This window comes from Marivita sp., assembly GCF_022763305.1.
Classification (GTDB): Bacteria; Pseudomonadota; Alphaproteobacteria; order Rhodobacterales; family Rhodobacteraceae; genus Marivita.
Window position 1 is genome coordinate 15820 of sequence record NZ_JALEGT010000012.1, and the last position, 24262, is coordinate 40081.

At 62.8% G+C, this 24262-nt stretch carries 17 protein-coding genes; 10 read left to right on the plus strand and 7 right to left on the minus strand.

Going from position 1 to position 24262, the window contains the following annotated elements; genetic code table 11:
* The first annotated feature begins 31 nt into the window (after positions 1 to 31).
* The 8 genes from MRY75_RS01500 to MRY75_RS01535 all read left to right on the plus strand — a co-directional run bounded on the left by MRY75_RS01500 (position 32) and on the right by MRY75_RS01535 (position 13145).
* A complete protein-coding gene (locus MRY75_RS01500) occupies positions 32 to 832 on the plus strand; it encodes a PaaX family transcriptional regulator C-terminal domain-containing protein (protein WP_292305375.1) in 801 nt (266 codons plus the stop codon).
* Positions 833 to 910: 78 nt separating this feature from the next.
* A complete protein-coding gene (locus tag MRY75_RS01505) occupies positions 911 to 5830 on the plus strand; it encodes a DUF4214 domain-containing protein (protein WP_292305376.1) in 4920 nt (1639 codons plus the stop codon).
* 188 nt (positions 5831 to 6018) lie between these two features.
* Complete coding sequence (locus MRY75_RS01510; protein ID WP_292305377.1) at positions 6019 to 7311, plus strand: amidohydrolase family protein; 1293 nt, start codon at positions 6019 to 6021, stop codon at positions 7309 to 7311.
* Between the two features lie 27 nt (positions 7312 to 7338).
* The gene (locus MRY75_RS01515) at positions 7339 to 8322 is read left to right on the plus strand and encodes a BMP family protein (protein WP_292305378.1); all 984 of its coding nucleotides are present in this window, start codon (positions 7339 to 7341) and stop codon (positions 8320 to 8322) included.
* A 6-nt stretch (positions 8323 to 8328) separates the two neighbouring features.
* Positions 8329 to 9660, plus strand: a complete 1332-nt coding sequence (locus tag MRY75_RS01520) for an amidase (protein WP_292305379.1) — start codon at positions 8329 to 8331, stop codon at positions 9658 to 9660.
* A complete protein-coding gene (locus tag MRY75_RS01525) occupies positions 9657 to 11174 on the plus strand; it encodes an ABC transporter ATP-binding protein (RefSeq protein ID WP_292305380.1) in 1518 nt (505 codons plus the stop codon). Before MRY75_RS01520 ends, MRY75_RS01525 begins: the two co-directional genes overlap by 4 nt.
* A complete protein-coding gene (locus MRY75_RS01530; RefSeq protein ID WP_292305381.1) occupies positions 11164 to 12207 on the plus strand; it encodes an ABC transporter permease in 1044 nt (347 codons plus the stop codon). The genes MRY75_RS01525 and MRY75_RS01530 overlap by 11 nt, the downstream gene beginning before the upstream one ends.
* Complete coding sequence (locus MRY75_RS01535; protein WP_292305382.1) at positions 12204 to 13145, plus strand: ABC transporter permease; 942 nt, start codon at positions 12204 to 12206, stop codon at positions 13143 to 13145. Before MRY75_RS01530 ends, MRY75_RS01535 begins: the two co-directional genes overlap by 4 nt.
* Here the strand turns inward: MRY75_RS01535 and MRY75_RS01540 are convergent, their stop codons facing one another.
* The 4 genes from MRY75_RS01540 to MRY75_RS01555 all read right to left on the minus strand — a co-directional run bounded on the left by MRY75_RS01540 (position 13146) and on the right by MRY75_RS01555 (position 16559).
* Complete coding sequence (locus MRY75_RS01540) at positions 13146 to 14192, minus strand: 4-oxalomesaconate tautomerase (RefSeq protein WP_292305383.1); 1047 nt, start codon at positions 14190 to 14192, stop codon at positions 13146 to 13148.
* On the minus strand, positions 14185 to 14856 hold the full coding sequence (locus MRY75_RS01545) for a 4-carboxy-4-hydroxy-2-oxoadipate aldolase/oxaloacetate decarboxylase (protein ID WP_292305392.1): 672 nt from the start codon (positions 14854 to 14856) through the stop codon (positions 14185 to 14187). Before MRY75_RS01545 ends, MRY75_RS01540 begins: the two co-directional genes overlap by 8 nt.
* Positions 14856 to 15587 carry a PIG-L deacetylase family protein gene (locus MRY75_RS01550; protein ID WP_292305384.1) on the minus strand — a complete coding sequence of 244 codons (732 nt, stop codon included), beginning with the start codon at positions 15585 to 15587 and terminating at the stop codon, positions 14856 to 14858. Before MRY75_RS01550 ends, MRY75_RS01545 begins: the two co-directional genes overlap by 1 nt.
* 99 nt (positions 15588 to 15686) lie before the next feature.
* Positions 15687 to 16559, minus strand: a complete 873-nt coding sequence (locus MRY75_RS01555; RefSeq protein ID WP_292305385.1) for a M15 family metallopeptidase — start codon at positions 16557 to 16559, stop codon at positions 15687 to 15689.
* Positions 16560 to 16793: 234 nt separating this feature from the next.
* Here MRY75_RS01555 and MRY75_RS01560 point away from each other — a divergent pair, with 234 nt between their 5' ends.
* Positions 16794 to 17381: an OmpA family protein gene (locus MRY75_RS01560; RefSeq protein ID WP_292305386.1), complete on the plus strand. Its 588-nt coding sequence runs from the start codon at positions 16794 to 16796 to the stop codon at positions 17379 to 17381.
* A gap of 78 nt (positions 17382 to 17459) precedes the next feature.
* Positions 17460 to 19619 (plus strand): serine/threonine protein kinase, encoded by a 2160-nt coding sequence (locus tag MRY75_RS01565; protein WP_292305387.1) that lies wholly within the window; start codon positions 17460 to 17462, stop codon positions 19617 to 19619.
* Between the two features lie 18 nt (positions 19620 to 19637).
* Here MRY75_RS01565 and MRY75_RS01570 read toward each other — a convergent pair whose 3' ends face one another.
* From MRY75_RS01570 to tssM, 3 genes are all read right to left on the minus strand, one after another.
* Complete coding sequence (locus MRY75_RS01570; RefSeq protein WP_292305388.1) at positions 19638 to 20363, minus strand: protein phosphatase 2C domain-containing protein; 726 nt, start codon at positions 20361 to 20363, stop codon at positions 19638 to 19640.
* The gene (tagF, locus tag MRY75_RS01575) at positions 20360 to 21043 is read right to left on the minus strand and encodes a type VI secretion system-associated protein TagF (protein WP_292305389.1); all 684 of its coding nucleotides are present in this window, start codon (positions 21041 to 21043) and stop codon (positions 20360 to 20362) included. Before tagF ends, MRY75_RS01570 begins: the two co-directional genes overlap by 4 nt.
* Positions 21043 to 24262, minus strand: a 3220-nt coding sequence (tssM, locus tag MRY75_RS01580) for a type VI secretion system membrane subunit TssM (RefSeq protein WP_292305390.1), incomplete at its 5' end; no start/stop codon positions are given. The genes tagF and tssM, both read right to left, overlap by 1 nt.

Sequence of the window (24262 nt, forward strand, 5' to 3'; positions counted from 1 at the left end):
CCAGTCGCAACGCAACGCGTATCGGTGAGGCATGACCGACGCAGAGTTCACCCGCATTGTCACCCGCCTGCTTGGGCGCTCCGCGCCACGGGTCTGGTCGCTGCTGGTCACGATGTTCGGCGATCTTGCGGTCGCACCGCAGGCCCGCCTCAGTGGGGCGACCGTCAATGCGCTGACCGCCGCCATCGGGATCAAACCCGAGGCGACGCGCGTCGCGCTGCATCGCCTGCGCAAGGAAGGCTGGATCGAAAGCCATCGGACGGGACGTCAGACACGTTATGGCCTCACACCGCTTGGCCGGTCCCAGACCGAAGCTGCCTGGCCCCGCGTCTACGGCCCGCCGACCCACGGCATGGCGTACCTGATCCTTGAAGACCCGTCCGCACCGGTCGATCTGCCGGTGGACAAGGAGGCGGCGGTCACGCTCCAGATCGGCGCGCGCGCCTTTGTGACCACCTCGACCGATGCCCGCGAGCACCAATTGCGCCTGCCTCTCGATCCGGAACGGACCATTCCCAAATGGGTCTCGGACAAGCTGTGCCCGCCCGACCTTCAGACCGCATCGCAGGATCTGGAGCGGCGGTTCGGAATGCTTTTGAACGAGATCGCCTTTGAAGACCTGGACCTTCTGCAAAGCACAGCTTTGCGGTGTGTCGTTGTACATGAATGGCGCAGGCTGGTTCTGCGCAGCCCGGCCTTGCCCGAGGCCTTGCTGTCGGAGGGATGGCACGGCCCGGACTGCCGCGCCGCGTTTCGCCAGTTGTCGAAACTCTTGCCGGTCCCCGATCTTGGCGCGCTGGAAACCGTGATCGAAAACGGGGCAACCGGCTGAGAACTCCGCCATTGACAGGTGGACGCGGCACCGCGTTACCTTGGGTCATGCTCAATTTCGGGCAGCGGAGGATGTCTCATGACTGCCGGAAATGACCTGCTTGAATTTCAATCAAACCTTACAATCACAACGTCGGATGTTCAGACCATCCGCGCCGATGCGGAAAAGCTGGCGGCAGCCCTCGACGCTGCAGCGACCGCATCGCAAAGCTACCTGACCTTCCGAAAGATCATCAAGGTTGCGGATGCCGGGTTTTCCGCCGCGCTGACGACGCTCAAGCTTTCGGAAAACGTAGCCCCCTTGCAGGGTCCATCCCGCGCGCTCAAGGACATTCTCGAGGTGATCCAGCCGCGCATCGTGCAGATCAAGGATGCGACGGACCGCGCCAAGGGGATCGAGCCGCTGCTCGACAAAATCGTTCAGGCGGACCGGGCGGTGGACCTGACAATCATGCCAGCCATCGTGTCGACGGAAGAAACCCTCGTGAACATCCGCGACAGCATTGACGAGATCGTCCGCGCCTTTGACCGCGTGTCGACCCCGAATGGCATTCCCGCGCTCAACCCAGATGCCGGGACAACCCGCCCGGGACGGGACGACTTCGAGGGCCTGTTCAACGAAGCCGACGATCTGGTCGCGCCGATCAATGTGGCCTTCGGTCCGGCGCAGGACGCCGCCGATGCCTATGACGATGTGAAGGCGCGGTTTGACGACCTGCTGGGCGCATTCGACATCGCCGGGTTTCCGGATCTGAATGCGATCTTCGGCGATCTGCTGGAATTCGACAGCCTGTTCGAAGGGCTGGGCGTGATCCTTGACATTGTCGAAGCGGCGCTGCGCCCGATCCAGCCGCTGTTGGACGCGATCGGGGTTGTCTTCGATCTCGTGGTTGCGCCGGTCATCGACTTTCTGAACGAAGAGCTGGGGGTCAATGAACTCTTCGATGAACTGGCGCGGATTCTGGAGCCGCTCTTTCCGGATATTGACCTTTTTGACGGGTTTCTCAGCGTGGCCGAGGATCTGGAAAGCCTGTTGGATCAACTTGACTTCAACTTCTTCGATGTCCCCGATTTCACCGAAATCGCGCTCGACGCCTTCGACATTTTCGACGTCACGTTCCAGACCATCGAACTCAACGCGTTGGCGCTGCTCGATGGCCCGGCCCTGCGCCTTGGGGATCCGACTGCCGACACCCTGCTGGGCACCGGCGGCGACGAGGCGTTCGATCCGGCGGGCGGGGACGATCTTGTTCTCGCCAATGACGGCAATGACATCATCGTCGCAAGCGCGGGCGAAGACACCATCATCGGCGGGGCAGGAATTGACCGCGTGGTGTTTGCCGGAGAACTGGCCGAATACGACTTCACCCGCAACGATGCCACCAACGAGCTGATCTTCACCCATACCGATGTCGGCGGGCATGGGTTCAATGAAGGGATCGAGATCGTGACCGAGGTCGAGTTCTTCGACTTCGGGACCGAGACCTTCACCAAGGAGCAATTCGAAGCCGCGGTGGTGGGTGTCTCGGTCCTTGACGATACGCCCGGCCCGAACGGGGAGGTCACAACCGACGAAGGCGAACTGATCTTCCTCAATCCCGGTGGCGTTCTGATCGACGGGCTTGAGCTGAACGGCGAAGTCTTCAACGACATGAACGTGGTCTACGGGCTGGGGGGCGATGACCGTATTCAGGGCACGTTGGGCCGTGACTTCATCTTCGGGGGTCCCGGCAATGACCTGATCATCCCGCGCACCGGGGTCGACGCGCTGGACGGGGGACCGGGCAGCGACACGTTCCAGGTGTTCGATCTGGGGCGCAATTCACCGGTAACGGTGAACCTTGAGACCGGGTTCGCCAGCGCGGATGGCGACGTCAATCAGGTGTTCGACATCGAGAATGTCATCATCCAGAATGGCAGCGACATGCAGATCTACGGGAACGGCAGCGACAACACGCTGTTCTCGGGTCGGGGTCGGGACATGCTGTCGGGGCGCTCTGGCGATGATGCGCTGTTCGGCAACGAAGGGCGCGATGTGCTATGGGGCGGTCAGGGTGTCGACACGCTGCGCGGGGGTGACAGCAACGACTTCCTAGGCGCGCTGAACACATCCGACAATGGCGGGGCCGAGCTTTATGATGGCGAGGCGGGCATCGACACGCTCAGCTATGCGACCGGGCGGGATGAGATCAACTCATTCCTGTCCAACGACCAGTTCTATCTCGGCATGCTCAACATCGCGATGCAGGACAGCGCCACCACTGGGCCCGTGGTGATCCGTGCCGCAGAGGGCGAGATCGACCGGCTGAACTGGTCGGGACAGGTGATCGCCACGGACATCGCTTTGAATATCGAACATTTCATCGGATCGGATTCTGACGACACGATTTATGGCGCGGGGGATGCCCTGAACCGGATCGACATCGGTGGCGGCGGCGGCAATGACACGATGTATTCGTGGGGCGCCGATGATGTGAATGGCGGGCGCGGTGACGACCTCCTGATTGCCGAGCGTGGGCCGCAAGGTGGTCGGATTGCAGGCAATTTCGATGGCGGGTTCGGCTACAACACGCTCGACCTGCGGCCCGTGGGCGACGCGCGGTTCATTCTCCTGACCAGCAGCGGCAGCGGCAATCTGCGCTTTATCGCGGCCGACAAGGATTACACCGGACGCGAGATCGACGCACGGGGCGACGGGTTCGGGATCGCGAATATCGACGAATTCCTGCTCGGAGAAAACAACGACTACGTGACCTGGGGCACGGGGACGGATGCGATCATCCGGGGGGCCGGAGGTGATGATCACCTTGAATCCGTGAGCGGCACCGGAAGTCAGAATCCGACTTTCTATGGTGATGCGGGCAATGACCTGATCATCATCGGTGATGGCGGCAACGCGTTTGGTGGCATCGGCGACGACCGGATCGAGGTCACGTCGGGCGGGGACGTCACGGCCGATGGCGGCGACGGCAACGACACGTTCTTCATCACCCGCATGAACAACGAGGTCCTTGGCGGCGCGGGCTATGACACGCTGATCATCGAACCGCGCTTTGGCGAAGGGGTATCCGTCAACTTGGCCAACGGGACGGCGGTTTCGAACACTTACATTGACCTCGACAGCATCACCGGCATCGAAGCGCTGGTGACGTCAGACGCAGCCGACACCGTTGTGGGCAGCGGCGCGGCTGACCGCATCATCACCCGGGCTGGCAATGACACGGTGAGTGCGGGCAACGGTGCCGATCAGGTCTTTGGTGGCGACGGGCGCGACACGATCCGGGGCGAAGGTGACAACGACACAATCAATGGCGGCGCGGGCGACGATCTGGTGGATGGCGAGGATGGCACCGACACGGTGGATTATGCCTTTGCCAGCTACGGTGGCGCCGAGGGCGAGATCGTGGCGCAGGTCTTTGCCGGGGCAGTTGTCGATCTTGCGGCGCAGACCGGCGGACGTGGCGGCGAACGCGATACGCTGATCAGCATCGAGAACGTCTTCGGCACCCATCTGGATGATAACATCTCCGGCGACGGTGCCGACAACCTGCTTTCGGGTGGCGCAGGGGTGGACACGCTCAGCGGTGGCGGTGGGGACGACATTCTGATTGCGGGGGGCCATAGTGCGATCAACACCGAGGACGAGCTTTACGGCGGCACCGGCAATGACCGGATGGTGATCGGGGCTAATTCTTTTTTCGCCGATGGGGGCGACGGGATCGACACGCTTGATTTTTCGGGCGGCACCGACCTTGCCGAAGGTGGCGGCCGGACGCTGGCGTTGGAGATCGACTTGCAGGACCGCACCCTGTCGCGGGATGTCGAGGTCGGGCGCGTGGTCTGGGCCGACGATGGCGGTACGGCGTCGCGCCAGTTCGACGGACAGTCCATCAGCCCGCGCGACGTGCTGCTGACCGATCCGCTCTATGCGCGCTCTGCCTCGGATCTCGATCTTCGCTTGCCGACGGGCGACGAGACCGAGGACGACATTCCCAGCTTTGCGATTGACATCACGGCCACCACACAATCGAACGGCCAGATCTCGAACGCCTTTTCCAATGTGGAAAACGTGCTTGGGACAAGTGGTGATGACGTGATCCGGGGCAACGCGGCGGGCAACCTGCTGGAAGGGTCCGAGGGCGATGACATCCTTGAAGGGCGCGCGGGCGATGACGCTCTTGATGGCGGCGCAGGCACCGACACAGCGTTCTTTTCCGGCGATCAGGCAAGCTACACCCTTACAATCAGTGCGGACTCGGTGATCATCACCGATCGGCGCGATGGTGGGAACGGCACCGATACGATGACCGAAATCGAAGTGCTGGATTTCGACACGGACTTCACCGGAGAGCCTTTCAGCCTCGACCAGTTCGGCGGTCTGGCGCAGCTTTCACGGGCCGATCTGGAGACGTTCATCGAACTCTACATCGCCTATTTCAACCGCGCACCCGATGCCGTGGGGCTGTCCTTCTGGGGCACGGCCTTTGCCAATGGTGTGACGCTTGAGCAATCCGCGACATTCTTCATCGACCAGCCGGAAACGCGGGCAACCTACCCCTCCGACCTGTCGAACGCGGATTTCGCCACCGCTGTTTACGACAATGTCCTCGGCCGCATCCCGGATCAGGCGGGATTCGATTTCTGGGTCGACGCGCTGGACAGCGGCAGCGTCGGGCGGGATCAGTTCATTCTGGCTATTCTGGGCGGGGCCAAAGCCGATCCGCCCAACGGGGCAAGCCCCGACTTCATCGAACAGCAATTGGCCGACCGTCAGTATCTGAGCGACAAGACGGATATTGGCGCGTATTTTGCGGTGACGAACGGGATGTCGGATGTTGGCAACGCGTCGGCTGTGATGGCGCTGTTCGAGGGATCACAGGGCAGCATTCAGGACGCAATCGACGCAACCGACGGCTTTTATGCCGACGCACTGGCTGCGGATGGCGGAGAGTTCATCCTGCGGGTAGTCGGTATTCTGGACGACCCGTTCACCGCCTGAAGCCGGACCAATTCAGCGCCAAGGCGAGTGCATGGCGGCGGTTGCCTAACTTCTAGGCACCGGTGCCAGCCCTGTTCCGGATGACGGGACATTTTCGCCGTTCAAGCTTTCCGTCCCCCAAGTTTTTAGAAACGCTTGGGAAAACGTGGAACTGCGCGTATCGTGCGGGGATTCTATCTGGTGGGACTATGTTTGATCTGCTGATCAAAGAGGCATTTTTGCCGGACGGGCGCGGCCCCGTGAACATCGCGATCAAGGACGGCACCATAGCCGCGATTGGTCAGAACACTCCGGGCGACGCGGCTGAGGTGATCGACGCCCAGGGGCAGCTTGTGTCGCCGCCCTTCGTCGATCCGCATTTTCACATGGACGCAACGCTGAGCCTTGGTCTGCCCCGGCTGAACCAGTCAGGCACGCTTTTGGAAGGCATCGCGCTTTGGGGCGAGTTGAAGCCGATGCTGACCGTCGAGGCGGTGGTCGAACGGGCCTTGCGCTATTGCGATCTGGCCGTGTCACAGGGTCTCTTGTCGATCCGCAGTCATGTCGATGTCAGCACGGCCCCCCTGACCGGGGTTGAGGCGCTGCTTGAGGTTCGCAAAACCGTTGCACCCTATATCGACCTGCAATTGGTTGCGTTTCCGCAGGACGGGTTGTTCCGTGCTGCGGGCGCTGAGGAAAACCTGCTGCGTGCGCTGGATATGGGTGTCGACGTGGTCGGCGGCATCCCGCATTTTGAGCGTACGATGGAAGATGGGGCACGGTCGGTCAAACGCCTGTGCGAGATCGCGGCAGATCGCGGACTGCCCGTAGACCTGCATTGCGACGAAAGCGATGATCCGATGTCGCGCCATGTGGAAACTCTGGCGGCGGAAACCACGCGGCTTGGGCTGGGCGGGCGCGTAGTCGCGAGCCATGTGACCGCGATGCATTCCTACGACAATTACTACGCCTCCAAGCTGATCCCGCTGATCGCGGAGTCAGGCATGAACGTGGTTCCCAATCCGCTCATCAACATCACGCTGCAGGGACGCTCTGACACCTATCCGCGCCGCCGGGGTCTGACCCGGGTGCAGGAATTGCGAGCGGCGGGAGTGAACGTGGCCTTCGGGCAGGATTGTACGATGGACCCGTGGTATCCGCTGGGCTCGGCCGACATGCTCGAAGTGGCACATATGGGCGTGCATGCCGTGCCCATGACCTCGCGCGAGGCGATGGCATGGGCGTTCCATTCGGTCACGATGGGCGGCGCGGCGGCGATGGGTTTGCCCGACCCGACGCTGCGCGAGGGTGGCCCGGCGAACATGGTCCTGCTGCAAGCCCGCGACCCGATCGAGGCGGTGCGCCTCAAGGCGACACGTTTGGCGGTGATCAAGGGCGGCAAGGTTCTGTCGCGCACCGCACCGCGCATTGCACAGCTTTCGCTGGAGGGACGGCCCGACAGCGTGAACCCGGCGGAGTATGCCCCGCCGCAAAACACATAAACCAAACCCAACACAGAGGATGCTGCCATGACCCTGACCACAACCCGTCGAAGCCTGCTTGTCGGCGCTGCCGCCACGCTCGCCCTGCCCGCCTATATCCGCCGCGTGAATGCGCAGACTGTCGTGAAGGTGGCCGGTGTCCATGCCTCGCCGGTCGAGAACGCTTGGAACAGCCGGATTCACCTGGCGATGCAGCAGGCGGCCGAATCCGGGCTGATCGAATACGAGTTCTCCGAAGGTGTCGCGGCGACCGACTATCCCCGCGCAATGCGGGAATACGCGGAAAGCGGTGTGCAACTGGTCTGGGGTGAGTCCTATGCCGTGGAGCGCGAGGCGCGTGAGGTCGCGGCGGATTATCCGGAAACCGCGTTCCTCATGGGATCGTCCGGCGGGCCGGAAGGCGACAACTTTGGTGTCTTCGGCACCCGCAACCACGAGGCCGCCTATCTGGCCGGAATGCTCGCGGGCAAGATGTCCGAAAGCAATGTTTTCGGGTCGGTCGGCGGCTACCCCATCCCCGAGGTGAACCTGCTCATCAACGCGTTCCGCATGGGTGTGAAAGAGGTGAACGCCGATGCGACGTTCCTGAACGGCTTTATCGGAGCGTGGTTCGACCCGGCGCGCGCGCAGGAAGCGGCGATTGCGCAGATCGATTCCGGCGCGGATGTTCTGTTCGGTGAACGCATCGGCACGGCGGATGGCGCGCAGGCGCGTGGCGTCAAGGCGATTGGGTCGCTCATCGACTACACGCCGCGTTACCCGGAAACCGTGTTCGCCAACGCGATTTGGAACTATGGCCCGACGATTGAGGCCATTGTGGCCGATGTGACCGCGGGCAACCCGGTGGGCAAGGACTACACCGAGTTTTCCTTCATGAAGTATGGCGGCAACGAGTTGATCTATGTCGACAGCATGGTTCCGGCTGACGCCGTGCCTGCAATGGAAGCGAAACGCGCCGCCATTCAGGCGGGCGAATTCGAGGTGCCAATCGACGCGAACGAGCCTGCCTGATCGTCCATGACGGACGCGACGGCCCTTGCTGCCGCCATTGCTGACGGGCGGGTGACTGCCTGCGATGTGATGGCGGCGAGCCTTGCGCGCATGCGCGAGGTTCCCGGTGCGGTAGCGCGGGTCTTGCCGGAGGCTGACGCTTTGGCCTTGGCAGATGCACCCGTGCAGGGGCCATTTTCGGGCGTCCCGTTTCTGGGCAAGGACCTCGGTTCGTCAGCACGTGGGTTGGGGATCGCTGCTGGCGTGCCTGCTCTGCGTGACCGGTTGCCTGACCCAACCGAGGACAGCGCAATCTTTGCGGCCTTCCGCGCGGCGGGTTTGGTTCCGTTTGGTCTGACCTCCGTTCCCGAATTCGGACTTGCCCTGATCACCGAACCACGCGGGACACCGCCCGCAGTCAACCCGTTCAATCCCGCGCTATCTGCGGGAGGTTCGTCGGGTGGCGCAGCCTTGGCCGTGGCAACCGGGATCGTTGCCATTGCTCATGCCACAGACGCGGCCGGGTCGATCCGTGTGCCTGCGGCGTGTTGCGGGCTTTGGGGCTTGAAGCCTTCGCGCGGGGTGGTCCCGGAAGGCCCGGATTTCGGCAATCACCTGATGGGGATCGCATCGGAACTGGTCGTTGCCCGCAGCCTGCGGGATGTGGCGACGGTGTTTCATGCGGTGTCGGGGATTTCGCCCGTCGCGGCGTCTGAGCCGAAACGCATTGGCCTTTGCCTGCCGCCCGGCGCGTCGGAAGAGACAGCGGCAACGCTGCGCAATACCGCCGACACGTTGACGGCGCAGGGGCATGTCGTGACCGACATTGCGCCACCCTCCGAACTGGCCGCCGAATGCGATCGGGTTGCCCGCGCCATCCTGACGGTCTCTCTGGCGGAATGGGTGGATGCTGTGGATCTCAAAGAGCCGGACATCACACCCATCGCGGCGGCCATCGCAGCGGAAGGGCGGGCCATGACCGGCACCGAGGTCTTCGGCCTGACCCGCGACGTGGCGCGCTTGAGCCATGATTCTGAAGCGTTGTTCGAAGATGTCGATGCCATCCTGATGCCCGTTCTGTCAGGCCCACCGCCCAGGATCGGCAGCTTCCCGGACGAGGAGACATCGCCCAAGGCCCGTTTTGCCCGGATGGCCGAGATCGCGCCGATGGCAACGCTGGCAAATGTCGCTGGGTTGCCCGCGCTGGCCTTTCCGGCGGGGTTTCGAAATGTTCTGCCTATCGGCGCGCAACTTCTTGCACCACTGGGAAAAGACGCAGACCTGCTGGCGCTGGCCGCCTGTCTTGCGCATCTTGTCGACATTCCCTTCCCGCACCCCATCGCCGGACTGCCGATATGACCGCCGTTCTTGAACTCTCCAACATCACCAAACGGTTCGGCGCACTGACGGCGAACGAGAACGTTTCGCTGTCGCTGGCCGAAGGTGAAATCCTTGCGCTTCTGGGGGAGAACGGAGCGGGCAAGACGACCCTGATGAACATCCTCTTTGGGCATTACGAGGCTGACGAAGGTGAGGTCCGCGTCTTTGGCGAAACCCTGCCCCCCGGCAAGCCGCGTGCAGCGATTGCCGCAGGGGTTGGCATGGTGCACCAGCATTTCACGCTGGCAGGCAACCTGACCGTTCTGGAGAACGTGATGCTTGGGTCGGAACCGTTAGGGCGGTTGCGGTCGGACACGGGCGCAGCCCGCAAGAAGTTGATGGCGATTTCCGAGCGGTTCGGTCTGCCGGTCAACCCTGACAGCAAGGTGTCGCGTCTGTCGGTTGGCGAGCGGCAACGCATCGAAATCCTCAAGGCGCTCTACCGCGATGCACGTATCCTTATCCTCGATGAGCCAACCGCCGTTCTGGCCCGGCCCGAGGCGGAACGCCTGTTCGAAACTCTGCGCGGCATGACGAAAGACGGGTTGTCGCTGATCTTCATCAGCCACAAACTGCACGAAGTGATGGCAGCATCCGACCGCGTGGCGGTGTTGCGCGGCGGCAGGATGGTGGCGGAGCGCAAGACGGCACAGACCTCGCCCGCCGAACTGGCGGAACTGATGGTCGGCCGCCGGGTGGAGCGACCCGTGCGCGAGGAGCAGAGCATCGGTGCACCCGTTCTGGTGGCAGACCGCGTGACCGTCATGGATGACGGGGATACGAAGCTGGACGATGTGTCCTTCACGGTGCACGCGGGTGAAATCCTCGGCATTGTCGGCGTGTCGGGCAATGGGCAAGGCGCGCTTGGCGCCCTCCTCTCCGGGCTGATGCATCCCAGTGCGGGGACGCTGACGCTGGACGGGGCCGATGCTGGCCAGCTTGGCCCGCGCGGATTGATCCGGGCCGGCGCCGCGCGGGTGCCCGAGGACCGCCATGCCGAAGGCGCTGTCGGCGAGATGACCGTTTGGGAAAACGCGGTGCTGGAGCGGTTGCGGAGTGCGGAGTTCTCGAAATCCGGGTTCGTCAGGCGAGCTGCTGCGCGGGCGCATGCTGCCGACCTGATCAAGCGCTTTGATGTGCGCGGAGCCAATCCGGATACGCGCATCCGACTCCTGTCGGGCGGGAACATGCAAAAGCTGATCCTTGGGCGCTGCCTTGCCACCGGGCCGCGGTTCCTGCTGGCCAACCAGCCGACACGCGGTCTCGACGAGGGGGCGATTGCGGCGGTTCATGCGGAGTTGCTGGCCGCACGGGCCAAAGGCGCGGCGATCCTTCTGATCTCGGAAGAACTGGAGGAAGCGGTGCAACTGTCGGACCGCATTCAGGCCATCGTGAAAGGGCGGCTGTCGCAACCCGTCATGGCGGGTGAGGCGGATTCCCGAAAGCTGGGCCTGATGATGGCAGGCGTGTGGGAGGACAGCGATGCGGCTTGAACGACGCGAGACCGTGCCTCTGGCTTTGGTCGCGACCGCGCCCTTGGTGGCGATCTTCGCGGCACTGGTGCTGGCGGCCGGCCTGATAGGCGCGGCTGGGGTGAACCCGCTCAGCGCCTACGCCGAGATGCTGCGCGGGGCCTTGGGATCGCGGCTGTCGATCACCGAGATGCTGACTCGCGCGACGCCGCTGATCCTGACTGGACTGGCGGCGGCGGTCGCGTTCCGCGCGCGGCTCTGGAACATCGGCGGTGAGGGGCAGTTCTATGTCGGGGCGCTGACCACCGCCTGGATCGGGCATTCGCTGGGCCTGCCCGGCCCGCTTGGCATTGCCGTTCTGATGGTCTGCGGTATGGCGGCTGGCGCTCTGTTGCTGGCCGGTCCGGCTTTTCTGAGATTGCGGTTCGGGGTTGATGAGGTGGTTACGACGCTCCTGCTCAATTTCATCGTGATCCTGTTTGTGGGCCTGATGATCGAAGGCCCCCTCCGTGACCCGCTGGCCTTTGGCTGGCCGCAATCGGTTCCTGTGGACGGCGACTACCGCCTGCCCGATCTGGTGCCGCGCACTCGGCTGCATATCGGCCTTCTGTTCGCCATCGCGGCGGCGGGCGTAGTCTGGCTGGTGCTGACGCGCACCGTTTTCGGCGTGGAAACCCGTGCCGCAGGCCTGAACGCCCGCGCGGCAGCGTTTGCGGGCATCTCATTGCCGCGCACGATCATGGGAGTCGCGCTTGTCTCGGGCGCGTTGGCCGGGCTTGCGGGCGCCGTCGAGGTGATGGGCGTCACTGGAGGGGTGACCACCACCATGTCGCCGGGTTTCGGCTATGCCGGGATCGTGGTTGCGATGCTGGCCGCCCTTCATCCGGCAGGCGTGGTCGCAGCGGCGATCTTTGTGGCGACCGTGTTTGTCGGAGCCGACGCGATCAGCCGCGCGACCGGCGTGCCGAGCTTCATCGCGGATGTGATCGTCGCGCTATCGCTCTTGACCATGTTGGTCGCCCTTCTCTTCACAACCTACAGGCTGCGCCGATGATCGAAGCACTGGAGCTTTTGACCAATACAAGCCTCTGGGCCGCTGTTTTGCGGATCGCTACGCCGCTGATCTTTGGCGTTCTGGGCGCGCTGCTGTGTGAACGTGCCGGAGTTCTGAACCTCGGGATCGAGGGGATCATGACGATGGGTGCGATGGCCGGATGGCTGACCGTGTATCTGGGCGGCGACCTGTGGATGGGGCTGGTCATCGCGGCGGCAAGCGGTGGGTTGATGGGGCTTCTCCATGCGGGACTGACGGTGCCGCTGGGTCTGTCACAGCATGTGTCCGGGCTTGGGATCACGCTCTTTGCGTCGGCTTTGGCCTATTATCTTTACCGGTTGATCGTGCAGGTGGGGGAAACCCCGCCGACCATTTTGCCGTTCAAGCCGCTGGATATTCCGGGTCTTTCGGACATCCCGGTCCTCGGCCCGATCCTGTTCAGCCAGACTGCTCCGACTTACCTCGCACTGATGTCCGTTGTGGTGCTGGCCTATGTGCTGACGCGGACGCCTTTGGGGCTGGCGATCCGCATGACGGGCGAGAACCCCCATGCGGTCGAGGCGCAAGGGTTGAACCCCAACGCGCTGCGCATCGGGGCGATTGTCGCGGGGTCGGCCTTGATGGGTCTTGGCGGGGCATTCCTGACCACGGCGGCGTTCAATTCGTTCTTCCCGGAAATGGTACAGGGGCGCGGGTGGATCTGCATTGCGCTCGTGGTGTTCGCCTCCTGGCGACCGGGCAAGGCGCTGATCGGGGCGCTGCTGTTCGCGTTCTTCGACGCCTACCAGTTGCGCCTTCAAACGGTAGTGGAAGGCGTGCCGTACCAGTTGTTCCTGATGGCGCCCTATGTGCTGTCCATCGTTGCGCTGATCCTTGTCGCCCGCCGGGCCGAGGTTCCGGAGGCGCTGATGGCCCCCTATCGACGCGGCGAGCGGTAGTCAGGCGAAAACCACACCATCCATCAGCTTGCGCGCGGTGCGCAGAACGGCGGCGGATGTCACGTCGCCTGAATCCGAGACCTGCGCGATAATGCTGGTCTCGCCGCTGGGATGTTCGATGGGCATACGTTTTTCGGCCCCGTCCGGGACCCGAGCCAGTCCTTCGGTCACAGCCCCGGGCAAGAGACACGCGGTCGCGACGCTGACTGCGCCCAGAACGCCGATGGAGGCATGACAGCGATGCGGGATGAAGGTACGGGTGGCAATCACGCCGCCCTGATGCGGGGCGCTGACCAGAGTCATCTTGGGCACGGTCTTGGCGGCAACATCTCCGAGGTTCATCAACGGCCCACAGGCCAGACGGATGGCTTCCAGCCGCGCTTTCAGGGCCTCTTTGGTTTCAAGTGCATCGCGGGTCTCGGTCCCGGTGATCCCCAAATCCGCCGCACGCAAGAGGACGACCGGCATCCCATTGTCGATCATCGTGACCTCGGTGCCCTCAACCGTGTCGCGGGTGTTCCCCGTGGGCAGCAGCGCGCCGCAGGTCGAACCGGCGGTGCCGACGAATTCCAGCGGGATCGCCGCCGCCGTGCCGGGCACCCCGTCGATGGAGGCATCGCCGTCGTATGTGGGAACGCCGCTGGGGGTCTGGACCGTCGCAATCGCGGTCTGGCCGGTGTTTTCCATATAGATCGCCACGCGGGTCTGGCCGTCCTGCCCCTGGACCAGCCCGCGTTCAATGGCAAAGGGCGCAACGCCGGCAAGGATGTTGCCGCAATTCTGGCCGTCCGAGACCAGTGCTTGGTCCACCGTGACCTGCAGGAAAAGGTAGTCCACATCCACACCGGGGCGGTCCGACCGTTTCACCACCGCCACCTTGGAGGTCAGCGGATCGGCCCCGCCCATGCCGTCGATCTGGCGGGCATCGGGGCTTCCCATGACGCGCAGCAGGAACGCGTCGCGGTCGGCGGGCAGGTCTTCGACAAGGAAGTACCCGCCTTTGGATGTCCCGCCGCGCATCCACATACAGCGGACACCTTCAGACATAGCGCAGGCCCTTTTCGGCCAAACGTTCGCGCATCTTGTACATGTCGAGGCCGAGTTCACCAGATGCCAGCCGCGTGCGTTTGGCCTCTTCATTGGCGATGCGCGCCTGCGCCCGTTCGAGCACATCCGCCGCTTCCGTGCGCTTGACGACACAGACCCCATCGTCATCGGCCACGATCACGTCACCGGGATCGACAGATGCCCCGGCGCAGACGACAGGCACATTCACAGACCCCAGCGATTCCTTGATCGTGCCTTGCGCGCAGATGGCCTTGGACCAGACCGGGAAACCCATCTTTTCCAAGTCCACCACATCCCGCACGCCCGCGTCGATGATCAACCCGCGACACCCCCGCGCCTGTGCCGAGGTGGCAAGCAGGTCTCCGAAATAGCCGGCATCGGACGGCGAGGTCGTCGCCAGAACCAGCACATCGCCCGGTTTGATCTGTTCGATCGCGACATGCAGCATCCAGTTGTCGGCAGGTGGGGCGAGGATCGTGACGGCCGAGCCGCCAATCGCAGCACCGCGATAGATCGGGCGAATGTAGGACGCGAGCAGTCCCGTGCGTCCCTGCGCCTCGTGCACGGTGGCGACGCCACAGGCGGCCAGACCGTCGATCACCTCTGGATCGGCCCGGTCGATGTTCTGAACGACGACCCCGATCACAGTTCGTCCACCGTGCGCGGGAAGATCGACTGGAAACCTTCGGCATATTTCGCCGGGCGCCCGCCTGCCTGTCCCCCCGAATTGCGGCGGAAATGGTTGCCCCGGTTCTCGGCCACGTTGGTGTAGTAGTCCCAGAGGTGATGCTGGCCTTCCATACATTCGATGGCGGCCCGCTTCTGATCCCAGACCTCGGTGATGTCGAGGAAGGTGTCCGGTTTCCAGCCCATCTGTTCGGTCTGATGCGGCTCGAACAGGTAAAGCTGCGGCGCGCCCAGCACCTTTTCGCCGGGGTTGTGACCCCAGGCCTGCGCGATCATCCGCACCTCGAGCGCCAGCTGGCTCGTATACATGTGATCGGTGTTGTAAGGGTCGTATGTCGAATGACTGAGCATGAATTTCGGCTGCACGGCGCGGATCAGATCAACGAGTTTCATCTTGCTGTCGTGGTCGACGACCAAGGGATAATCGCCAAGATCAAAAAACTGGATGTCGTGCACGTTCAGAGCTTTGGCGGCGTTTTCCGCCTCGGTGCGGCGGATCGCCTTGACCTCTTCAAGGGTCTTGCCGTCTTTCCAGAGGCGGGCGCTTTCACCCCGTTCCCCATAGGACAGGCAGGCCACTGTCACCTCGTAGCCCAGTTTCTGATGCAGTGCGATGGCTCCGCCGCAGCGCCAGACGAAATCGGCGGCATGGGCTGAAATCACAAGTGCGGTCTTCGTGTCTGTCATGGATACCCCTCCCTCGGACATCTTTGTGCGCAGATTGCACAGCCGACGTGGGGTTTGCCACTTGAAAGATGGGTTCGCAATCGGTCGGAACGGACGGGCTCAGAGCGCACCCGCGTTGATCCACTCGTCCAGCTTCTGGCGGCTGACCTCGAAGTGCATGCTGTCTTCGCGGCCCCAGGACGCGCCCCAGACCCACCCCTCTTCCTTGAAGAAATCAGCAAGGATGGTCAGGCCCAACTGGGTCCTGCCATCGCCCAGCGTATCCAGCACACCGTCGATGTTCAGATCGACAGCAAGGCCAAAGGCGTGTGTCGAAGCCCGGCCGCGTGTGCCGCGGATCTGACGCACACAAAGCGATCCCGCCGTGTTGATGCGCGCATAGAGATCAGGGTCTGTGACCCGCACCTCTTCGAACACGCGGCGCAGGGAATCGGCAGCGGGCTTGAGCATCCGCACGCGGATCGGACCCACGTCTTCGAGCACGAGCTTGCTGGCCAGCCGGGGATTGGTCATCTCCTCACATTCGTCGGACATCACCTCTCGGGGCGGGCCGAAGACACGGGTGAGATAGGACGGGCCGGCAATCGTCAGACCATCGTTGACCTCGCGCCGATTTGCGATCAGCACGACCTGAGCGTAGGCGTCGATGATGTCGTTCTGGCCATTCTGCTGAAAGACGGTCGAGCCCGTGTCCCCGGGAAGAGGTGCAAGCTGCTGGTTCGGCATCGGCGCAGTGGGCGCACGCGATGCGGCGGCCGCCAGCCGGGACATTTCCTGTGTCATCTCGTCGAGCCGGATCTGCAGATCCTCGACCTGCTGGCTCAGCATTTCGATCTCGATCCGCGCACCGGAGTCGATGGCGGTGCCCGCAAACCCTTCCTCACCCCCGGACATCAGTCGGGGGACGAAGATCCAGATGATCGGCGCGAGGAGAATTGCGATACTCAGCAAAATCGCCGGAAGCAGGCGCATGAAAGAAAATTCCCGATCGAATAACCTGAGGGCAGTTAAACCGGATTCTGGCTTTCAGTCCAAGCCAAACCTGATCCTTTGCGTCCATGATCCAGCAGGCACCACTCAGATGTGGCTACAATGGCTCCCCTCCCGGTGGAATACTTAAACTTCATGTCAAAGTCATTGCCGGTGGGGGAGAGCTAAGCTAGAGTTCTAAGCGGAAACTGATTTCATTCGAGGACATGTATTGCTATGTCGACCATTCGAATTGCTACCGCCCTCACCCTTGCGATCACTCTGTCTTTCGGAGCAGCACAGCACGCCGCTGCTCAATCGTCCGACGGCTCGGCCATGACTGCCGAAGAGATCAAGCAGGCATTCGAAAAGCAGAAAACCCGCGGGCTTGTGCTGGTTCCGTCAGACAACTCGGCGCCAGCCGCTGCCGCAACCGACAGTTCGACCACCGTCACGACGGCAGCGACCACCTATAACGAGGTGGACCGGGCCGATCAGGTGAACATCAAGATCAAGTTCGATTTCGACAGCGCCACGCTGCGGGACGACCAGAAGCCGCAACTGGCCACGCTGTGCGACGTGATGAAATCGGTGGATGTGCAGCTTTTCCAGATTGTCGGTCACACCGATAGTTCCGGATCTGCCTCCTACAACGAGAACCTGTCGCTACTGCGTGCAAAAGAGGTCAAGCGTCATCTCGTCAGCGAATGCGGAATTGCCGAAGATCGGCTGGAAGCCATCGGCATGGGCGAAAGCGCACCGTTCAATCCGGACGATCCGCGTGCCGACGAAAACCGACGTGTTGAGTTCCAAGCGCTTGGGTAATGACTTCGGTCACCTTCTGAAACCGGAGACATTATGACAGACAGCCGTCCAGGAGACCTGTTTCAACCTGGCGACCTGGTGAATAACACCTACCGCGTCGAAGCCATTCTGGGCCGCGGGGGCACGTCGGACGTGTATCGCGCACGGTCCGAAATCTCGGGGCGGCTCGTCGCGCTCAAGGTGCTCAAGTCCGAGTTTTCGACCAACGAGGATTATCTGCTGCTTCTCACCCGGGAAGAGGCGATGCGCGAGATCCGGCATGACGCCATCGTGCGCTATTCCGAAAATCACCGGACGGCGGACGGGCATGTCTACCTGCTGATCGACTATGTCGATGGGCCGGGCATGGATAAGAAGCTCAAACAGGGACCGATGTCGGCGGATGACCTTCTGGTGATCTGCAAACGCGTCTGCGAAGGGCTGCAGGCCGCGCACGAGCGCAATATCTACCACCGCGATCTGTCGCCCGACAACATCCTTCTTCGTCATGACGATCCGGCGCAGGCCGTCATCATCGACTTCGGGATCGCCAAGGACACCAATCCCGGTGCGGAAACCATTGTCGGCAATGAATTCGCCGGGAAATACGCCTATGCCGCGCCTGAACAGCTGGCTGGCAAAACCGATGCCCGTACCGACATCTATTCGCTGGGGGCATCGCTGCTGGCCAATTTCCGGGGCAAGTCACCCGATATCGGCAAGAACCCGATGGAAGTGGTTCAGAAGAAGGCGGAACCGCTTGATACCGATGGAGTGCCCGAACCGCTGAAGTCGATCCTCGACAAGATGACCCAGCCCAATCCGGATGACCGGTTCCAGAGCGCGGCAGCCGTGCTCGACGCACTGGCTGGCGAGCCGTTCGATGCGCCGGAAAACGAGCCGCTGTCGGACGCCACGGTGATCGCACCACTGAACGCGGCGGCAAAAGCGGCGGCAGAACAGCGCGCGCCCGTCACCGCGACACCTGTTCCTCCGCAAGCCGAGCCGGCTTCAAAACCAGCGCCGAAACCGGCAAAGACCGATGCCAAGAAGGGCGGTCTGGTCCTTCCCATCGCCATCGGTGGGGTCGTGGTGGCAGGAATTGCCGGGGCCTTTGCCATGGGGCTCTTTTCCTCGGAACCCAGCCTGCCGGTTGCGGACCCGTACCGCCTGTCGATTGCCAAGGCCAAGGACGCGCCTCCCCGCGCCGTTGGCTTCGTACCCGCCGAGGAGGTCGCCTCGGCCCTGCGCGAACAGATGCAGCAGCAGAACGGAACGTTCGATCTGACACTGGCCACCGGAACGATCGCCGAAAGCTGGGGGCAGGATGTTCTGGCGGTGGTCGATGCCATCGACGAGATGGACGCCTGGCGCGTGTCCCTGTCCGGAAACGCCGCCGAGGTCGAAGGATCGACCACCAGCCGCCCGGTCTATGATGCCGTACAGGCTGCCTTTGATGCAGGCGCCATGGGCGCACTGAACGGTGAACCTGCGCTGACCCTGGAAGAGATCATTCTCGCCCCGGAAAAGCTCGATCCGATCCTGAACACCTTTGCAGATTGCGGACCTCTGAGCCTCGTCAATCGCCCCATTGCCGGATACGGGCCGGAAAGTCCGATTGTTGTGGGCGGCATCATGTCGAGCGAGGAAAGCCGCGCCGCCCTGACGACCGCTCTGTCGGCGGTGGCGGGATCGCGCCCGGTGAGCGTGGATGTCGATCTGCTCAACGCGACGCTCTGCCTGATCGAGAGCGTCCTGCCGTCGGCCCCATCCAGCGCCATCGACGTGTCGTTCTATCAGGGCGATCAGGACAACAACCCGAACCCGACCGGCGAATTCATCGTCGGCGAAAACCCGGTGATCGACGTGGACATTCCCGGCGATGTCACTGACGGCTTCCTGACCGTGTCGGTGCTCGACGTGTCGGGAAGCGTCTACCACCTATTGCCGAACCTCAACCGCCCGGACAATTCGGTGCAGGGGCTCCGCGACGGGGTCGATGGGCCGTTTTCGATCCGAGTGGCCTATTCCATTCAGGAGTTTCAGCAGAATGGCGGTCTTGCCTTCCGGGTCGACGATTCAAACCTCGGCAAGAACAAGATCCTCGTGATCCACTCGAGCGCGCCTCTGTTCAACGAAATGCGCCCGACCAGCGAATCCGCGTCCAGCTATTCGGAGGCGCTTCTGGGCGATGACCGGAACATGTCCGCGCGCATCTTTTCTCTCGACAGCCAGATCCTGGAGACACTGCCGCGCTGACGACGCACACCGCGCTGGTCAGGTGACGTCGACGACGATCACCGAGATATTGTCTGCACCGCCGCCGTCGAGGGCGATCTGCAACAGCCGATCGACCACCGTCTCGAGCGGTTCGGCCCGCATCACGTCTTCGATCATCTTGAACGTGGCGTATTTGGTCAGGCCATCAGAACACACCAGAAACCGGTCCCCCGGTTCAACCGTGCCCCGCACCTTGTCGAGTTCAAGTTCGTCCCCGACACCGACGGCACGGGTGATGGCGTTCGATTGTGGGTGATGCTCTGCTTCGTCCCAGGTCATCTGGCCGGACTCGACCAGCGTGGCCACAAGCGAATGATCTGCTGTGAGCATCTGGATTTCGCCATCGTGCAGGCGGTAAATGCGGCTGTCCCCGGCCCAGATGCCAACGAAATGCCCATTGGCAAGCATGAGGCTGGCAACCGTGGCTCCGATGGTCGCAACCCCGCGCGCCGCCGCTTCGGCGCGGATCACGCTGTGGGCCTTCTGGATGGCGTGGCGCAGGGCATGCATCCGGTCGGTGGCAGACAGGTCCGGTTCGATCGTGGCGATCATGTCGGTGATCAGACGGCTGGCATAATCGCCGGCTTCGTGCCCCCCCATACCGTCCGAGACAACCCAGATGTTCTGCTCTGGCAATGCCAGAACCGAGTCTTCATTCACCTTGCGCTTCAGACCCACATGGCTGCGGGCGTTGTAGCGGACCCGTGGGGCAACAACATTCATAAATTGCCTTCTTTCCAAAGATCAGCGTCCAGATCGAACAAACCTTGCATGTTCGGGCCGTCCGGTAAACCTTCACAAACCATCAGGCGGCTGTCACCTTCCATCAGGGTGCTCCAGATCGTGGGGGCTTGAAAGGACCGCGACAGCAGAGCGGCGGCCATGCCGATCTGCATGTCCTGCATACTGCCCCCGGACCGCGCGACCGCGCTTCCCGGCACCACGCGACAGACAGCGCTCTGGTCGGGTTCCGATCTTTGCACGCCGGACAACTTGTCGGCCAGGGCATCCTTGCTGATGTCATCGTCCAGAACCGAAAGGGCGATGGTTTCAAGCGCGTCGAAGGTGGTTTCGTCGGAAAGATGCGTCTTGAGGACGTCCGAGCCGTCGGGAAGCGGCCCCATCAGGGTCAACGGAAAGCGCCGCCCGACCCGATCGACCGAGGGCATGAGCACCCCCATGATAGCGCCCTGCCCCGCAACGCCTGCCGTCAGGCAGAAGCGCCAGATCGGGACGGACATATAAAGCGCGTCCCAGCCTGCGCCATAGGCATGAGCGCCCGAGACAAGGCAGCGTTGCAGCCATTCGTCCCAGACCGATGCAAACCCCGGAGGTGCGTTGATCCTGAAAAAATCCCCAACAGAGGGGATTTTTCCGAAAGCGCCGAACGTCACATCCGTCATCAGAACGTTTTCGGGCAGCTGAACTTCGAAAGCGCCGGCAGCGCAAAGGGGTTCAGGACCGATCCGGCCTGCAGCTGGAAGATCGAGATCCGTCCTCCCACGTTGAAGATCACGCGATTGCGATCCGATACATTGGTGCGCCGGACCTCTGCCGCGTCCAGCAGCCGGAACCATGCCCACGGACCGTCCTTCTGCAGCACGCTTTCGACATTCGCCGCGGCTGGTTCGAACGTGATCCGCGCAAGGCCGACACCACCAGGCCAGTCGAGCGCCACCGGGGTCGGAGCACCGCCGCGATGCGCGAAAGGCACCTGTTTGCCATGCACCTCAAGCAATACGGACTCGGCTTTGGGGTCGAGCGCCTGAGGCATCATCTGGAACTGGATGTTCGGCGCTCCGCCCGCCGCAAAGAATGCTTCCCGGATCTCGGCCGCATATTGCAGCTGTTGCAGAACCGCCGGGCTGATCCCGAGGTCGACATCGTTCACCTGTTTCCACGACCAGGGCCGCGTGCGGGTGTCGATGTATTGGATCAGGTTCTCATTGACGAAACTGTCGATCAGACCCGCGGGGCCGAACAGGCGCTGGAAATCGGCAACCGCCACATCGGCCTGCGCGCGGCGGTTGAACGGATAGCGATCACTCAGCGCTTGTTCGCAGAAGGGCAGGATGTTCGCCTGCCAGCGGGCGTTGATGCCCGTGCGGGTGTTGTCCGACGTGATCCCCGAAGACCCCGAAGCGATCTGGGTGGCCCACCGTTCAAGCGGGCCATCCGCTCGCGCGGCAGCCTCCTGGAACCGCTGGATCGCGGCACCACCTTCGCTGCTGGTGGTCGAGCCGGAAAAGCTCATCTTGTTGAGCTCCTGATAGAGCTCGGTCAGAAGGCCGATCAGTTCATCGAGCTGCGAGGGCAAGCCGGGCTCCGGTGGCGTGGTCAACTGATGCAGCCAGGTGAAGCGGTCGACCACATAGGCCCCCGGCGGTTGCGGCTGCGGAGCCCCCGAGGCCGCCGCCGATTGCGCCAGCGCCTCGAGCAACAGGCGCGTGCGATACCCTTGGCTCCGCGTGACATCGTCCTGCGCAATCGCACCCACGTCGCTCGCCAGATCGGCAGCGCCATTGCCGCCCCGATCCTCGGTCAGCTTGGTCTCGTCGGAAATCGCCTCGAGGATGTTGACGATGGGCGATGTCGGCCCGGACAGCACATTGGTCACTTCGACCGCATGGCTCAGCGATTCCAGCGGAATGATGTCGATATCCCCAAGAACGGCATCATACTGAGCGATGAAATCGTTGTAATAGAGATCGAGCACGTCGCGGCTCAGCGCAGCCAGTGCCTGCTCTGTCTGTTCGGCCTCTCCGCGCGGGCCAAGTACCCAGCTTTCCCGCTGGATGCGGGCGGCAACGCCCAGCGCCTCGCCGAGGAAAACGTTGTTGAACCCGTCATAGGTGAAGATGCCATCCACACCATCCGTCAGCGGCTTTCCGGACGAGCGCACAAGAACCCGCGAGACGGCAGGACCGCCGGCATCGGTGATGCGCCACGTCGGCAATGCAACCGCTGCCGGGCTGTTGATGATGCCATTGTAGACCCGTTGCGCCAGCGGCATTTCCGACAGAAGTGTCTGCACCTGTTCGATCAGAGGACCATTCAGTTCGATCTGCTGCATCGGCTGATCCAAGAGCGCATTGAGGTGGATTTCGAGGTCCTGACGGAACTCTTCGCGCGTGGGACCGGGGAAAGACAGTTCCCAATCCAGCAGCATCCATTCATGCACAAGATCCTGATTCATCGGCCCCTGGAGGCCGAGCATCAGGTAGATCTTGAGTGCTTCGTAGAGCAGATCAGGGTTGTTCATGTTCCCGCTGATCTGCTCTTCCAGCCGGAGCAGAAGCCGTGGCAGCAGCCGTTGGTTCAGAGCCCGGCGATAGGTCTGGGCCGCCTGTGATCCGATCACCTCTCCCTGGTACAGGCCGTAGGTCAGGCGGCTGTCGGGTTCCGGATCGGAAATGGTCGGGTTCGCGGGCATGTCGCGGAGCACGTTGAGCGCCTGCACGACCGGAACGAGATCGGTGTCCCCAATCGGACTGCCCGGAAGGACGGACGCGGCCTGCGAATATTCTCCGACATGCGCGTTGGCCTGTGCGATCAGCTCGCTGTTGCCCTGGAACGACCGCACAAGCAGCGCCCCTGCCCCGGCGGCGACCATGATCGTCGCGATGATGGCGGCCCATTTGGTGATCTTGTAGCGCCGTTCGACCTTGTCATCCGCCGACACAAGACCGGCTTCGGGGAAGATCACCTGTTCAAAGAGCCGCGTCAGGAAATAGGACCGACCCGAACCCTGACCCGTACCGATGGCCTGACGGCCAATTCCGAATGTGCGCGCCATGCTCAGCATTAGCCGGTCGATGGGCGTGCCTTCCTGCGTGCCCGAGGTGAAATAGACGCCGCGCAGCATCTGGCGATGCTGGTAGCGATTTTCCTGGAACACCTCGGTCAGGAACGCCTTGGCCACGCTGCGCATGGATGCCACCTGCGACGGGAATCCGGCAACCAGGGTCCGCCGCTGCGGATCGGTTTCCGCCTGCATCCGTTCCAGCGATTGCATGTTGAGCCGCTCCAGCAGCGCGGCGAATTCGGTGTCAAAGGCCGCCACGGGCGAGGCTTCGGCCTTGCCCTGTTCCAGCGGCAGGGTGAACCCCCAGACCTGCTCGCGGTCTTCCTTGCCGAGGTTGTCATGGAATTCCGTAAAGCCGGCGATCAGGTCGGCCTTGGTGAACAGCACGTATACCGGAAACCGCACACCCAGCTTGTCGCGAAGTTCGGTCAGACGCGCGCGCACAGCGGCGGCGTGTCCCTTTTGGGTGATCTCGTCCTGAAGGGCCAGATCGCTGAGGCTGATGGCGATAATGGCCCCGTTGATCGGCTGGCGCTTGCGGAATTTCTTGAGCAGGCCGAGAAAGCCAAGCCAACCCGCATTGTCGATCTGCGCGTCGCTTTCCTGGGTGGTATAGCGCCCGGCCGTGTCGATAAGAACGGCGCTGTTGGTGAACCACCAGTCGCAGTTACGGGTGCCTCCGACCCCTCCGATGGCCTTTTTGCCCATCTCGTCCGCCAACGGGAATTGCAGGCCGGAATTGACGATGGCGGTCGTCTTGCCCGCACCCGGCGGGCCAATCATGATGTACCAGGGCAATTCGTTCAGATGCTTGCGC

Excerpts from the sequence above, each read along its gene's own strand:
- MRY75_RS01500 (WP_292305375.1), top strand. The coding sequence starts at position 32 with ATGACCGACGCAGAGTTCACCCGCATTGTCACCCGCCTGCTTGGGCGC.
- MRY75_RS01505 (WP_292305376.1), top strand. The coding sequence starts at position 911 with ATGACTGCCGGAAATGACCTGCTTGAATTTCAATCAAACCTTACAATC.
- MRY75_RS01510 (WP_292305377.1), top strand. The coding sequence starts at position 6,019 with ATGTTTGATCTGCTGATCAAAGAGGCATTTTTGCCGGACGGGCGCGGC.
- MRY75_RS01515 (WP_292305378.1), top strand. The coding sequence starts at position 7,339 with ATGACCCTGACCACAACCCGTCGAAGCCTGCTTGTCGGCGCTGCCGCC.
- MRY75_RS01520 (WP_292305379.1), top strand. The coding sequence starts at position 8,329 with ATGACGGACGCGACGGCCCTTGCTGCCGCCATTGCTGACGGGCGGGTG.
- MRY75_RS01525 (WP_292305380.1), top strand. The coding sequence starts at position 9,657 with ATGACCGCCGTTCTTGAACTCTCCAACATCACCAAACGGTTCGGCGCA.
- MRY75_RS01530 (WP_292305381.1), top strand. The coding sequence starts at position 11,164 with ATGCGGCTTGAACGACGCGAGACCGTGCCTCTGGCTTTGGTCGCGACC.
- MRY75_RS01535 (WP_292305382.1), top strand. The coding sequence starts at position 12,204 with ATGATCGAAGCACTGGAGCTTTTGACCAATACAAGCCTCTGGGCCGCT.
- MRY75_RS01540 (WP_292305383.1), bottom strand. The coding sequence starts at position 14,192 with ATGTCTGAAGGTGTCCGCTGTATGTGGATGCGCGGCGGGACATCCAAA.
- MRY75_RS01550 (WP_292305384.1), bottom strand. The coding sequence starts at position 15,587 with ATGACAGACACGAAGACCGCACTTGTGATTTCAGCCCATGCCGCCGAT.
- MRY75_RS01555 (WP_292305385.1), bottom strand. The coding sequence starts at position 16,559 with ATGCGCCTGCTTCCGGCGATTTTGCTGAGTATCGCAATTCTCCTCGCG.
- MRY75_RS01560 (WP_292305386.1), top strand. The coding sequence starts at position 16,794 with ATGTCGACCATTCGAATTGCTACCGCCCTCACCCTTGCGATCACTCTG.
- MRY75_RS01570 (WP_292305388.1), bottom strand. The coding sequence starts at position 20,363 with ATGAATGTTGTTGCCCCACGGGTCCGCTACAACGCCCGCAGCCATGTG.
- tagF (WP_292305389.1), bottom strand. The coding sequence starts at position 21,043 with ATGACGGATGTGACGTTCGGCGCTTTCGGAAAAATCCCCTCTGTTGGG.